Raw genomic sequence first — 13,832 nt, 5'->3', positions numbered from 1 at the left:
CACGAGGTGTTCACAGCATGATCCGCATGACCTTGACAGAAGTGGCGCGCGCCGTCGCGGGGGAGCTCCGGCTCGCCGGCACGGACACGCCCGACACGGTGGTCTCCGGGACCGTCGACACCGATTCGCGCAACATCGGGCCGGGTGACCTCTTCGTCGCCAAGCCCGGCGAGGTCACCGACGGTCACCTGTTCGTCCCCGCCGCCGCGGATGCCGGTGCAGCCCTCGCCCTCGTCGAGCACCCCGTCGAGGCGGACATCACGCAGATCGTCGTCGCCGACGTCGTCGTCGCGATCGCCGACCTCGCCCGCGAGGTCGTTGCCCGCGTGCGCGCCGGCGGCCGGCTGCGGATCGTCGGCATCACCGGGTCCAACGGCAAGACCACGACGAAGAACCTCCTCGCGCGCATCCTGCAGGACGAGGGCGAGACCGTCGCCCCCCGCGCATCGTTCAACAACGAGGTGGGCGCGCCGCTGACGATGCTCCGGGTCACGGAGGACACGCGCTTCCTCGTGAGCGAGTTCGGCGCCGCCGGTCCCGGCCAGATCGCGCGCCTCGCGGGCCTCGTGACCCCCGACGTCGGCGTCGTCCTCATGGTGGGCCTCGCCCACGCCGGCGGCTTCGGCGGTGTCGAGGCGACGCTCAAGGCGAAGACCGAGCTCGTGGAGGCCGTCCGCCCCGGCGGCGTCGCCGTCCTCAACGCCGACGACCCGCGCGTCGTCACGATGGGGGCCGTCGCGACGGCCCGCGACGTGTCGGTCCGGTGGTTCGGCCGGGGCACCGCGGCCGAGATCCAAGCCGAGGACATCGAGGTCTCGGCATCCGGCACCACGTGCACGATCGTGCGCGGCGACGAGCGGATGCCGCTGCGGCTGCGTGTGCTCGGTGAGCACCACGTCATGAACGCGCTGGCCGCGATCACGGCGGCCGACGCCCTCGGCGTGACCCTGGCCGACGCGATCGCCCGCCTGGAGACCGTCGAGATCGCGGAGCGCTGGCGCATGCAGCCGCTCGGCTCGGACCGCATCCGCATCATCAACGACGCGTACAACGCGAGCCCCGACTCGATGGCGGCGGCGCTGCGCACCCTCGCGCAGATCACGGAGCCCGGCCAGCGCAAGGTCGCCGTCCTCGGCGCCATGAGCGAGCTCGGGGAGTACGCCGGCGAGGAGCACGACCGGGTCGGCCTCCTCGCGGTACGGCTGCGCGTCGAGCGCATCGTCGTGGTCGGCCAGGACGCGCGGCGCCTGTTCATCTCGGTGATCGGCGAGGGCTCGTGGGACGGCGAGGCGGTCTTCTTCGAAACCGCCGACGAGGCGTACGACTACCTCCTGGGCGAGCTGCGCGACGGCGACCGGGTGCTCGTGAAGTCGTCGAACTCGGCGGGTCTGCGGCATCTGGGCGATCGTCTGGGAGAATCGTTCTCGTGAGATCCCTGCTGGCAGCCGCGACGATCTCGCTCGCGTTCACCCTGTTCCTGACGCCGCTGTTCATCCGGCTCTTCGAGCGGATCGGATGGGGGCAGGTGATCCGCACCCCCGACGACGTCACGAACCCGAGCCACCACGCCAAGCGCGGGACGCCCACCATGGGCGGTCTCATCTTCATCACCGGCTCCATCGTCGGGTACACGGTGGGCACGCTCACCGGCGGCGCCCCGCCCACGATCTCCGGCCTCCTCGTCATCTGGATGATGGTCGGCCTCGGTGCCGTCGGGTTCATCGACGACTTCATGAAGGTGCGCCAGCAGCGGAGCCTGGGCCTGTCCGGCTGGCGGAAGATCGTCGGCCAGATCGCCGTCGCGATCCCGTTCGCCATCGTCGCGCTGAACTTCCCCAACGAGGTGGGGGAGACCCCCGCCTCCCCGTACATCTCGTTCTTCCGCGACATCCCGATGCTCTCCTTCATGGCGCTCGGCGCCGTCATCGGCTGGATGCTCTACCTCGTGTGGGTGTCGTTCCTCTCCGTCGCGTGGTCCAACGCCACGAACCTCACCGACGGTCTCGACGGCCTCGCGACCGGCGCCGGCATCTTCACGATCTCGGCGTACAGCCTCGTCACCTTCTGGCAGTTCCAGCAGCGCTGCACGAGCGACGCGCTCGTCGCGGCCTACCAGTCGGCCTGCTACGACACCCGCGACCCCATGGACCTCACGATCATCGCCGCGTCGTTCGTCGGCGCCCTCGTCGGCTTCCTGTGGTGGAACGCCCCGAAGGCCAAGGTCTTCATGGGCGACGTCGGGTCGATGGCGATCGGCGGGGTCGTCGTCGCGATGGCCGTCCTCTCCCGCACCGAGGTGCTCTCCGTCATCGTCGCCGGCATCTTCATCATCGGACCCGGCTCGGTCCTCCTGCAGCGGTACTACTTCAAGGCGACCGGGGGCAAGCGGCTCTTCCTCATGAGTCCCTTCCACCACCACCTCGAGATGCGCGGCTGGCCGGAGATCACGATCGTCGTGCGGATGTGGATCATCGCCGGGATGCTCGCCGTCACCGGCGTCGGCCTCTTCTACGTCGCGTGGCTCGCGGCCCTATGAGCGCTCGGCTCGACACGCTGACCAGCTGGCACGCCGACTGGTCCGGCCTGCGCGTCGTCGTCCTCGGCCTGTCCGTGACCGGGTTCTCCGTCGCGGACACGCTCGCGGAGCTCGGCGCGGACGTGCTCGTGGCCACGGAGACCGCCGAGGAGGAGTACACGCGCCTCCTCCCGGTCATCGGCGTCGACCTGTGGACCGGTCCCCTCGACACCGTCCCGGATGCCGTCGCGGGTCACCGGCCCGACGTCGTCATCGCCTCGCCCGGCTTCCCTCCGCACCACCCCGTCATCGCGTGGGCGCGCGCGGAGGGGATCGCCCTGTGGGGCGATGTGGAGCTCGCCTGGCGCGTGCGGGACAAGGTCGTACGGCCCGATGGCCGCCCCGCCGACTGGGTGACGATCACCGGCACCAACGGCAAGACGACGACGACCCAGCTGACGGCCGCGATGCTCGTCGCAGGCGGCCTCCGCGCCGCGCCGTGCGGCAACATCGGGGTGCCCGTACTCGACGCCGTCCGCGACCCCGCCGGATTCGACGTCCTCGTCGTGGAGCTCTCCAGCCACCAGCTCTGGTACCTCGGCCTGCAGACAGGGCCGGAGCCGCTCTCGCCGTACGCGAGCGTCTGCCTGAACCTCGCCGACGACCACCTCGAGTGGCACGGCTCGGCGCGCGGGTACCGTGACGCGAAGGCCTTCGTCTACCAGAACACCCGCGTCGCCTGCGTCTACAACAAGGCGGATGCCGCGACGCGAGAGATGGTCGAGGACGCCGACGTCGTGGAGGGATGCCGGGCGATCGGCTTCGACCTCGGCGTGCCGGGACCGAGCGACCTCGGTGTCGTGGACGGCATCCTCGTCGACCGCGCCTTCCTCGAGGACCGCCGGACGAGCGCGCTCGAGCTCACGACGGTCGCCGATCTCGCCGCCCGCGGGCTCGGCGCCCCGCACGTCGTCGCGAACATCCTCGCCGCGAGCGCCCTGGCGAGGTCGCTCGAGGTCACGCCCGGCGCGATCCGCGATGCACTGACGACGTTCCGGCTCGACCCGCACCGCATCGAGCTGGTCGCGGTCGCGGCGGGGATCTCGTGGATCGACGACTCGAAGGCCACCAACCCGCACGCCGCCGCCTCCTCGCTCGCGGCGTTCCCGGGCGCCGTATGGGTCGTGGGAGGGCTGCTCAAGGGCGTCGACATCACGGAGCTGATCGCCGGTCCCGGGACCGCCGTCAAGGCCGCGATCGTGATCGGAGCCGAGCGCGCCCCGATCACGGCGGCGTTCGAGCGACACGCGCCCGCGGTCCCCGTCTTCGAGGTCGACGCCGCTCAGACTGAAGACGTCATGACAGAGGTCGTCGAACTGGCGGCGGGTATCGCGCGTGACGGAGACGTGGTCCTCCTCGCTCCCGCCGCGGCATCCTTCGACCAGTTCGCGTCCTATGCGGATCGCGGGCAGCGCTTCGCCGCCGCGGTGCAGGAACGGATCGGAAGGGGAGCCGGTGGCGACGACCACGACGGGGCGGACCCGACCGGCCATCCCTCCCGCTGACGGCGAGCACGGCGGCGGGAGCGGCTTCGCGGCGCGCGTCTCGCTGGGCCGCGCGTTCGCCCCGGTCCCGAGCGAATTCCTCCTCATCGCCTCGACGGCCCTGCTGCTGACCGGCTTCGGCCTCGTGATGGTGCTCTCGGCGACGATGGCGACCTCGACGGCGGGCGGGCAGAGCCCGTTCGAGGTCGTCCTCAAGCAGGCGGTGTTCGCCGTCATCGGGATCCCGCTGATGTTCGTCGTGAGCCGCCTGCCGCTGACGTTCTGGAAGCGGATCGCCTGGCCCGCGCTCATCGGCGCGCTGCTGTTCCAGCTCCTCGTGTTCGTCCCCGGACTCGGCATCGAGAACGACGGCAACCAGAACTGGATCGCGATCGGCGGGTTCCAGGCGCAGCCCTCGGAGTTCCTCAAGCTCACCCTCGCGCTGTGGCTCGGCTACGTCCTCTACCGCAAGCAGACGCTGCTGGGCCTCTGGCGGCACGTGTTCATCCCGGTCGTGCCCGTCGGCATCCTCGTGATCGGCACCGTCATGGCCGGGCACGACCTCGGCACCGCCATGATCCTCATGCTGGTGCTCCTCGGCTGCCTGTTCTTCTCCGGCGTGAAGCTGCGCATCTTCCTGCTGCCGCTCCTGGGCGTGCTGCTGGCGGCCGCGGCGTTCGCCGTCACGAGCCCCAACCGCATGAAGCGCATCATGAGCTTCCTGGACGTCGACAGCCTCGCCTGCTACGACACGTCCTGCTACCAGCCGCTGCACGGCGTCTGGGGACTCGCCAACGGCGGCGTCTTCGGACTCGGCCTCGGCAACTCGCGGGAGAAGTACGAGTGGCTGCCCGCCGCGGCGAACGACTACATCTTCGCGATCGTCGGCGAGGAGCTCGGCCTCATCGGCTGCGTCGTCGTGCTCGCGCTGTACACGCTCTTCGCCGTCGGCGCCTTCCACGTCATCCGCAAGACGCATGACCCGTTCATCCGCATCGCTGCGGGCGGCATCACGGTGTGGGTCGTGGGTCAGGCGCTCATCAACATCGCGGTCGTGCTGCGCCTCTCGCCCGTGCTGGGCGTGCCGCTGCCGTTCATGTCGCAGGGCGGCACGTCGCTGCTGTCCGTCCTGCTCGCGTGCGGCGTGCTGCTCTCGTTCGCTCGCACGCTGCCGGCGCCCGTCGACCGGCTGACGGCGCCCGTGCGGCCCATGACGACGACCCGCGCCCGGTAGCCTCGACCGGGTGACGACGTATCTCCTCGCCGGCGGCGGGACCGCCGGCCATGTCAATCCCCTCCTCGCCGTCGCCGACGCGCTGCGCGCCCGTGACCCGGAGGCAGGGGTGCTGGTCCTCGGCACGAAGGAGGGCCTCGAGGCCCGGCTCGTGCCCGAGCGCGGCTACGAGCTGCTCATCGTCGACAAGGTGCCCTTCCCGCGTCGCCCGAACGGCACGGCGCTGCGCTTCCCCGTCGCCTTCCAGCGCGCCGTCGCCCAGGTCCGTGCGCATATCCGCGCCCACGGCGTCGACGTCCTCGTCGGCTTCGGCGGGTACGCGTCCGCACCGGGCTACGTCGCGGCGCGCCGCGAGCGCATCCCGTTCGTCGTGCACGAGGCGAACGCCCGGCCCGGGCTCGCGAACATCCTCGGCGCCCGTTCCGCCGCGGGCATCGGCGTCGCCTTCGGCGGCACTCCGCTGCGGGGCGCCCGCACCGTCGGGATGCCGCTGCGCCGCGAGATCGTCGACCTCGACCGCGCCGCGCTCCGCGGCGACGCGGCCGCGTTCTTCGGCCTGGACGCCGACAAGCCGGTCGTCCTCGTCTTCGGCGGGTCGCTCGGCGCCCGCCGCCTCAACGAGACGCTCGCGGCATCGTGGCGGGACATCACGGCAGCGGGCTGGCAGGTCCTGCACGCCGCGGGGGAGCGCAACGACGCCACCGACTCCGGCGACCCCGCCTACCGCGTCGTGCCCTACATCGACCGGATGGACCTCGCCTTCGCCCTCGCCGACGTCATCGTCTCCCGCGCCGGCTCGGCGACGGTGAGCGAGATCAGCGCGCTCGGCATCCCCGCCGTCTACGTCCCCTACGCCGTCGGCAACGGCGAGCAGGCGCTCAACGCCGCGTCATCGGTCGCGGCGGGCGCGGCGCGGGTCGTCACGGACGCGGACTTCACGCCCGCCTATGTGCGCGGCGAACTCGTCCCGCTCCTCGGCGACCCCGCCGCCCTGGAGCGGATGCGGGAGGCCGCCGCCGCGGTCGGCACCCGCACCGGCACCGAGAACGTCGTCGCGCTGATCGACGAGGCGCTCGCGCGCTGACGGTCCCGGTGCGCCTCCGGCCGCGCGCCGCAGGCTCCGCCCCGGCGGGGTCGACCTAGACTTGACGGGTCATGATCCGACCCGACCTGAGCCTCCCCATCCCCGAGGACATCACCGCCGCCCACTTCATCGGCATCGGCGGCTCCGGCATGTCCGGCCTCGCCGGGATGTTCCTCGACCGCGGTATCCGCGTGTCCGGCTCGGACCGCGCGGACAGCCCCACGCTGCGCGCCCTCGCCGCCCGCGGCGCCACGGTCCACGTCGGCCACGACGCCGCCAACCTGCCCGCCGACGCCGACACCGTCGTGCACACCGGCGCCATCTGGCCGGAGAACCCCGAGTTCCTCCTCGCGAAGGAGCGCGGCCTCCACGTCATCCACCGCTCGCAGGCCCTGTACTGGCTCATCGGCGGTCGTCGCCTCGTGAGCGTCGCCGGCGCGCACGGCAAGACGACCTCGACCGGGATGATCGTCACGGCGCTGCGCAGCCTCGGCACGGCGCCCACGTTCGTCAACGGCGGCGTCATCGCCGACCTCGGCGTCTCCAGCGCCACGGGCGGCGACGAGCTCTTCGTCATCGAGGCCGACGAGTCCGACGGCACGTTCCTGCTGTACGACACCTCGGTCGCGCTCATCACGAACGTGGACCCCGACCACCTCGACCATTGGGGCACCCGCGCGGCGTTCTACGACGGGTTCGTGCGGTTCGCGAACGAGGCGCGCGAGGCGGTCGTCATCTCCGCGGACGACGCCGGCGCCCAGCAGGTCGCCGCCGGCCTCACCCACCCGCACGTCCTCACCTTCGGCGAGGCCGACGGCGCGGACGTCCGCCTCACCGAGATCGTGACGGAGGGGCCGGTCTCGTTCGCCCTGACCCACGAGGGCGTCACCGTCCCGGGGCGCCTCGCCGTCCCGGGTGCGCACAACGCCGTCAACGCCGCCGGCGCCGTCGCCGTTCTCCTGACGCTCGGCTACGCCCTCGAGCCGGCGCTCCGCGCCGTCGAGGAGTTCGGCGGCACCGTGCGCCGCTTCGAGCTGCACGGCATCGAGCACGGCGTCAGCGTCTACGACGACTACGCGCACCACCCCACCGAGGTCGCCGCCGCGCTGGCCGCCGCGCGCACGGTCGTCGGCGAGGGGCGGATCATCGCACTGCACCAGCCGCACACCTACTCCCGCACGCAGGAGATGTACCGGGAGTTCGCCGACGTCCTCGAATCGCACGCCGACCACACCGTCGTCCTCGACGTCTACGGCGCGCGGGAGGATCCCGTCCCGGGCGTCACCGGCGAACTGGTGAGTGGGGCTTTCCACGATCCCGGCAAGGTGCACTTCGTCGCCGACTGGCAGCAGGCCGCGGACTACACGGCATCCGTCGCCCACGCGGGCGACTACATCATCACCCTCGGCTGCGGCAACGTGAACCTCATCATCCCGCAGGTCCTGCAGGCGCTGGCCGGAGCCCAGGACTAGTCGTGCGCCGGCCGAGCCCGCTCCCGCGCACGCCTGTCGCGGAGCGCGCGGTCATCGACGAGACCGCCCCGATCGAGCCGCTGTGGTTCGACGAGGAGACCGCGCGGCGCTCCGACGAGACCGCTCCGGTCCTCCCGACGGCGACGGATGCCGTCACCGCCGAAGACGACCGGGTCGGCGTCCGCGACGTCTGGGCCGCCGCCCGGGCCCGCCGGCGCACGCTCCGCGCCGAGGTGCGCCGCTTCACGGCGCGCCAGCGCCGTCGGCGCACGGTGTGGCTCGCGGTCGGCGTGGCGCTCGCGGCGCTCATCCTCGGCACGCTCGGCGCCGCCTACAGCCCGCTGTTCGCGGTCGAGGAGGTCCGCGTCGTCGGGGCATCGACGCTGGACGCCGCCGCCGTCGAGGCGGCGCTGGACGATCAGCTCGGCAGGCCGCTGCCGCTCGTGGACTCCAGCGAGGTCAAGGCCGCCCTCGTCGCCTTCCCGCTCGTCGAGTCCTACGCGATCGAGGCGCGGCCGCCGCACGAGCTCATCATCCGGATCGTCGAGCGGACCCCGATCGGGTCGGTCCGCTCCGCCGCAGGATGGACCCTCGTCGACGCCGCCGGCGTCGCGCTGTCGACGACCCCGGACGCGCCGGGCGGGCACCCGACGCTGAAGATCACCGGGGGAGTGGGCTCCAAGGCGTTCCACGCCGCCGGCACGGTGTTCCGGGCGCTGCCCGACGACATCCGCGGCCAGGTCACCGCCATCTCGGCGACGACCGCGAACGACGTCACCCTCACCCTCGGCGCCACCGACACGACCATCGTGTGGGGCAACGCCGACGATTCCGCGCGCAAGGCGATCGTCCTCGCGCAGACGATGCTCTCCCTCCCGCCGAGCGAGGTCGACACCTACGACGTGTCCTCGCCGGCCGCTGTCGTCGTCCGCTGAGTCGGCGATCGGTCCGCGCCGGCCAATGTGCGTGCGGATGTCGCGACACGCCCGGGGCCTGGCGTGCCGTGGCATCCTGCCCGCTTACTTTCAATCAAGGAATTGCATACTCGGCAATTCTTTAAACCTCTACTTGAGGTTCAAGGTTTAGACATTGTGGTTCGGATGAGACGGAGGCCGGCATGAGCCAGAACCAGAACTACCTCGCGGTGATCAAGGTCGTGGGTGTGGGTGGCGGCGGCGTGAACGCCGTCAATCGGATGATCGAGCTCGGGCTGCGAGGTGTGGAGTTCATCGCGGTCAACACCGACGCGCAGGCGCTGCTGATGAGCGACGCCGACGTGAAGCTCGACGTCGGACGTGAGCTGACGCGCGGCCTCGGCGCCGGCGCCGACCCCGAGGTGGGTCGCCGCGCGGCGGAGGACCACGCGGAGGAGATCGAGGAGGCGCTCGCGGGCGCCGACATGGTCTTCGTGACCGCCGGCGAGGGCGGCGGCACCGGCACGGGCGGCGCGCCCGTCGTGGCGCGGATCGCCAAGTCGATCGGCGCCCTGACGATCGGTGTCGTCACGAAGCCGTTCTCGTTCGAGGGACGTCGCCGTCAGCAGCAGGCCGAGCTCGGCGTGTCGAAGCTGAAGGAAGAGGTCGACACCCTCATCGTGGTGCCGAACGACCGGCTCCTGGAGATCAGCGACCGCGGCATCTCGATGATCGAGGCGTTCGCGACGGCCGACCAGGTGCTCCTCGCCGGTGTGCAGGGCATCACCGACCTCATCACGACGCCGGGTCTCATCAACCTCGACTTCGCCGACGTCAAGTCGGTCATGCAGGGGGCAGGCTCCGCGCTCATGGGCATCGGCTCCGCGCGCGGTGCGGACCGCGCCATCAAGGCGGCCGAACTGGCCGTCGAGTCGCCGCTGCTCGAGGCGTCGATCGAGGGTGCGCACGGCGTGCTGCTGTCGATTCAGGGCGGCTCGAACCTCGGCATCTTCGAGATCAACGACGCCGCGCAGCTGGTGAAGGAGGCCGCGCACCCCGAGGCCAACATCATCTTCGGCACGGTCATCGACGACACCCTCGGCGACGAGGTGCGCGTCACGGTCATCGCGGCCGGCTTCGACAGCGGTGAGCCCACTCTCAAGGTGGAGCCCATCGCGGTGAGCCGTCCGGTCTCGGCGCCGGTGCTCCCCGCCGTGCCGGCCGAAGAGGCAGCGCGCGACCTCGAGGTCGCCGAGGTCAAGGAGACGGTGTCCGTCTCGGCGCCCGCGACGACGGGCTACGAGTCCGCCTTCGGGGACGACGACCTGGACATCCCGGACTTCCTGAAGTAACGAGCCCGTGACCCTCGCCGAGCGTCTCGCCGACGTCGACGCCCGCATCGCCAGCGCGATGCGGGCGTCGCGGCGCGCGCCGGGCGAGATCACGCGCATCGTGGTCACGAAGTTCCATCCGCCGACCCTCATCGAGAGTCTGTACGCCCTGGGCGTGCGCGACGTGGGGGAGAACCGGCAGCAGGAGCTCACCGCCAAGCACGATGCGCTCGCCGCGCTGCCGGACCTGCGCTGGCATTTCATCGGACAGGGCCAGACGAACAAGGCGCGCGCGATCCGCGCCGCCGCGGATGCCGTCCACTCGGTCGACCGCGCCAAACTCGCCGACGCGCTGCACGCGGCGGCGCCCGACGCCGCACCGCTGGACGTCCTGCTGCAGGTGAACCTCACCGCCGACCCGGGCCGGGGCGGCGCACAGCCGACCGAACTCCCCGCCCTCGCGGAGCACATCGCCGGAGCCTGCCCGTCACTGCGCGTCCGGGGCGTCATGGCGGTCGCGCCGCTGGGGGAGGACCCGGCCCCGGCGTTCGCCCGCCTGGCGGATGCCGCCGCCGTCGTCCGCGCCGTCGTCCCCGGCGCCGACTGGATCTCCGCCGGCATGACCGGCGATTTCGAGGAGGCGATCGCGGCGGGTGCGACACACCTGCGGATCGGCTCGGCAATCACGGGTCCGCGGCCCGTCCACGGTTAACCTCGAGACAGACAGCAAACGGAGGATGCGATGTCGAACCCGCTCAAGAAGACCATGGTGTACCTGGGCCTCGCCGACGAGGAGGAAGCGTACGACGAGCCCGTCGCCGAGACGCCCAACCGTCGCGAGCGCTCCGTCGAGAAGGCAGCCCCTGTGACCCCGATCCACCGCCCGACGGTCGTCCGTCAGCCGACGGCCGGCACGGTCAGCGAGATCCTCACCGTGCACCCGAAGCAGTACCGCGATGCGCAGATCATCGCGGAGAACTTCCGCGACGGCATCCCCGTGATCATCAACCTCTCGCAGATGAGCGACGCGGACGCACGCCGCCTCATCGACTTCGCGAGCGGCCTGTCGCTCGGCCTGTACGGCCGCATCGAGCGCGTGACCAGCAAGGTCTTCCTGCTCTCGCCCGAGAACGTCGCCGTCTCCGGCGACGGGGCCGTCGCGCAGGCCGACCCCGAGGCTGCGCCCTTCTCGAACTAAGTCGTGGAGCTTGTCCGGCTGATCGCCCAGATCGCCAACGTCCTGCTGCTCGTCTACATCCTTCTGCTGCTCGCGCGGTTGATCATGGAGTACATCCCGCTGTTCAACCGCGAGTGGCGGCCCCGGGGCTTCGGGCTCGTGCTGGCGGAGATCGTGTACACGGTCACCGACCCGCCGATCAAGCTGTTCCGCCGGCTCATCCCTCCGCTGCGCATCGGCGTCATCGCGATCGACCTCGGGTTCCCGTTGACGATGCTGCTGTGCTTCATCCTGCTCTCCGTCGTGCGGACCATCGCCCAGCTCTGAGATTCTCGCGCCCCTGTGGCGTGCGGTCTATGCTGGGTGAGTACGGCTCGCGGCACGCGGGTCACCCCCTGAATCAGCCCGTGTCCGGGCCCCGATAAGAGGAAACACCATGGCTTTGACCCCCGAAGACGTCGTCACCAAGCAGTTCCAGCACGTCCGGTTCAAGGAAGGGTTCGACCCGGATGAGGTCGACGACTTCCTCGATGAGATCGTCGTCGAATGGCGCAAGACGATCGCCGAGAACGAGGAGCTCAAGGCCAAGCTCGCCGCGTACGAGTCCGGCACCACGCCGGCCCCCGCCGCCGAGGCTCCGCAGGAGCACGTCGAGGAGGAACCCGTCGTCGAGGAGGAGCCTGCTCCCGTCGCCGCCGTCGAGACCCCCGCGCCGGCGGCATCCGCTGCTCCCGCGGCCGCATCGGCCGGCATCATCGAGCTGGCCCAGCGCCTGCACGACGAGCACGTCGCCGAGGGTCTCGCGCAGAAGGACAAGCTCATCTCCGAGGCCGAGGGCAAGGCCGCGTCGATCGTCGCCGAGGCCGAGGCCCGTGCGCGCGACGAGGTCGCCCGCCTCGAGAGCGAGCGTTCCAAGCTCGAGGGCCGCATCACCGAGCTCCGCCAGTTCGAGCGCGACTACCGCACCCAGCTGCGCAACCTGATCGAGGAGAAGCTCCGCGAGCTCGACGTCGCGGGCACGGGTTCGGGCGCCACGCCGATTCCCGCCTCCTAGGCCTCGCCTTTGACAGGCAAGGCCCCCCTGCGTGCTGCGGCGGCCGGCACCATCATCGCGTTCCTCGCGGTGCTGGTGCTGGCCGCCGATCAGTTCACCAAGCACCTCGCCCTCGAGAACCTGCCCTATCAGGAGCGGGTCCCCGTGCTCGGCGAGTTCCTCCAGCTCTACCTCACCCGCAACCCCGGCGCGGCATTCTCGCTCGGCGAGGGCGTGACCTGGGTCTTCACGATCATCCTCGCGGCCGCGGCCGTCACGATCGTCGTCCTGGCGGTCCGCCGGGTCCGATCGCGCTGGTGGGCCGTCGTCCTGGGGCTCCTCCTCGGCGGGATCCTCGGCAACCTCACCGACCGGCTGCTGCGCGACCCGGGATTCCCCACGGGGCACGTGGTCGACTTCATCCACACGCCGTGGATGATGCCCGCGATCTACAACGTCGCCGACATCTTCATCGTCTCGATGATGATCACGGTCGCGCTTCTCGTCCTGCTGGGCCTCCACCTGGACGGCACGCGGGAGCGCCGCCGCGCGGCGCACGACGAGGATGCCGTCACCGCCGCGGACGCCTGACATGGACTCCCGCAGTCTCCCCGTCCCGGACGGTCTGGACGGCGTCCGGGTGGATGCCGCGCTCGCGAAGCTCCTCGGGTTCTCCCGCACCTTCGCGGCCGACGTGGCCGAGGCCGGCGGCGTCGTGCTGGACGGCCGGACGCTCGGCAAGGCCGACAAGCTCGCGGCGGGCGGCTGGCTCGAGGTGAGCTGGCAGGCCAGGCGGGAGCCGGAGATCGTGCCGATCGCCGTGCCGGACCTCGGCATCGTCTACGTCGACGACGACATCGTCGTCGTCGACAAGCCGGCCGGAGTGGCGGCGCACCCGTCCGTCGGCTGGGAGGGGCCCACCGTGCTGGGCGCGCTCGCGGCCGCCGGCTTCCGGATCGCCACGACCGGCGCCGCCGAGCGTCAGGGCGTCGTGCACCGCCTCGACGTCGGCACGAGCGGGCTCATGGTCGTCGCCAAGAGCGAGCGGGCGTACACCGCGCTCAAGCGCGCGTTCAAGGAGCGCGAGGTCGACAAGATCTACCACGCCGTCGTCCAGGGGCATCCCGATCCGCTGGCCGGGACCATCGACGCGCCCATCGGCCGGCATCCCACGCACTCGTGGAAGTTCGCGGTGACGCCCACCGGCAAGGACTCCGTCACCCACTACGAGACGCTCGAGGCGTTCCCCGGCGCCTCGCTCCTGGAGATCCACCTCGAGACGGGCCGCACCCACCAGATCCGCGTGCACATGGCCGCGCACCGCCACCCGTGCGTCGGCGACCCGCTGTACGGTGCCGACCCCACGCTGTCGGCGCGCCTCGGCCTCACCCGCCAATGGCTGCATGCGCACGAACTGTCCTTCGCGCACCCCGGCACGACCGACTGGGTGACGTTCTCCTCGGACTACCCGGCCGACCTGGCCCACGCCCTCGACGTCCTCCGCGGCGACCAGTCGTGAACCGGATCG

The 13,832-nt window shown here is 71.4% G+C and carries 14 protein-coding genes; all 14 read left to right on the top strand.

From position 1 onward, the window contains the following. Positions 1-17: 17 nt before the first annotated feature. The 14 genes from murF to QZL85_RS12075 all read left to right on the top strand — a co-directional run bounded on the left by murF (position 18) and on the right by QZL85_RS12075 (position 13,823). Positions 18-1,430 (top strand): UDP-N-acetylmuramoyl-tripeptide--D-alanyl-D-alanine ligase, encoded by a 1,413-nt coding sequence (murF, locus tag QZL85_RS12140; protein ID WP_295577047.1) that lies wholly within the window; start codon positions 18-20, stop codon positions 1,428-1,430. Then, positions 1,427-2,536, top strand: coding sequence for a phospho-N-acetylmuramoyl-pentapeptide-transferase (gene mraY, locus QZL85_RS12135; RefSeq protein WP_295577045.1), 1,110 nt, complete (start codon positions 1,427-1,429; stop codon positions 2,534-2,536). The genes murF and mraY overlap by 4 nt, the downstream gene beginning before the upstream one ends. After that, entirely contained in the window at positions 2,533-4,080 is a 1,548-nt protein-coding gene (murD, locus tag QZL85_RS12130; RefSeq protein WP_295577043.1) for a UDP-N-acetylmuramoyl-L-alanine--D-glutamate ligase, read from the top strand. Before mraY ends, murD begins: the two co-directional genes overlap by 4 nt. Beyond that, on the top strand, positions 4,067-5,293 hold the full coding sequence (gene ftsW, locus QZL85_RS12125; RefSeq protein ID WP_295577199.1) for a putative lipid II flippase FtsW: 1,227 nt from the start codon (positions 4,067-4,069) through the stop codon (positions 5,291-5,293). Before murD ends, ftsW begins: the two co-directional genes overlap by 14 nt. 10 nt (positions 5,294-5,303) lie before the next feature. Continuing rightward, entirely contained in the window at positions 5,304-6,377 is a 1,074-nt protein-coding gene (locus QZL85_RS12120) for a glycosyltransferase (protein WP_295577041.1), read from the top strand. A gap of 71 nt (positions 6,378-6,448) precedes the next feature. Further along, entirely contained in the window at positions 6,449-7,849 is a 1,401-nt protein-coding gene (murC, locus tag QZL85_RS12115; protein ID WP_295577039.1) for a UDP-N-acetylmuramate--L-alanine ligase, read from the top strand. Between the two features lie 2 nt (positions 7,850-7,851). Further along, positions 7,852-8,784 (top strand): FtsQ-type POTRA domain-containing protein, encoded by a 933-nt coding sequence (locus QZL85_RS12110; protein ID WP_295577037.1) that lies wholly within the window; start codon positions 7,852-7,854, stop codon positions 8,782-8,784. A gap of 182 nt (positions 8,785-8,966) precedes the next feature. Further along, positions 8,967-10,115: a cell division protein FtsZ gene (gene ftsZ / locus QZL85_RS12105; RefSeq protein ID WP_295577035.1), complete on the top strand. Its 1,149-nt coding sequence runs from the start codon at positions 8,967-8,969 to the stop codon at positions 10,113-10,115. A 7-nt stretch (positions 10,116-10,122) separates the two neighbouring features. Then, entirely contained in the window at positions 10,123-10,806 is a 684-nt protein-coding gene (locus QZL85_RS12100; protein WP_295577032.1) for a YggS family pyridoxal phosphate-dependent enzyme, read from the top strand. A gap of 30 nt (positions 10,807-10,836) precedes the next feature. Then, positions 10,837-11,292, top strand: a complete 456-nt coding sequence (gene sepF, locus QZL85_RS12095; RefSeq protein WP_028495880.1) for a cell division protein SepF — start codon at positions 10,837-10,839, stop codon at positions 11,290-11,292. Between the two features lie 3 nt (positions 11,293-11,295). Beyond that, entirely contained in the window at positions 11,296-11,598 is a 303-nt protein-coding gene (locus QZL85_RS12090; protein ID WP_295577029.1) for a YggT family protein, read from the top strand. Positions 11,599-11,707: 109 nt separating this feature from the next. Next, positions 11,708-12,325 carry a DivIVA domain-containing protein gene (locus QZL85_RS12085; protein ID WP_295577028.1) on the top strand — a complete coding sequence of 206 codons (618 nt, stop codon included), beginning with the start codon at positions 11,708-11,710 and terminating at the stop codon, positions 12,323-12,325. A 9-nt stretch (positions 12,326-12,334) separates the two neighbouring features. Beyond that, entirely contained in the window at positions 12,335-12,895 is a 561-nt protein-coding gene (gene lspA, locus QZL85_RS12080) for a signal peptidase II (protein ID WP_295577026.1), read from the top strand. A 1-nt stretch (position 12,896) separates the two neighbouring features. Continuing rightward, on the top strand, positions 12,897-13,823 hold the full coding sequence (locus tag QZL85_RS12075) for an RluA family pseudouridine synthase (protein ID WP_295577024.1): 927 nt from the start codon (positions 12,897-12,899) through the stop codon (positions 13,821-13,823). Positions 13,824-13,832 lie beyond the last annotated feature (9 nt).

The sequence above is a fragment of the uncultured Microbacterium sp. genome, from assembly GCF_900078385.1.
In the GTDB taxonomy this organism is placed as follows: Bacteria; Actinomycetota; Actinomycetes; order Actinomycetales; family Microbacteriaceae; genus Microbacterium.
This window is presented reverse-complemented; position numbering and strand designations above follow the sequence as displayed.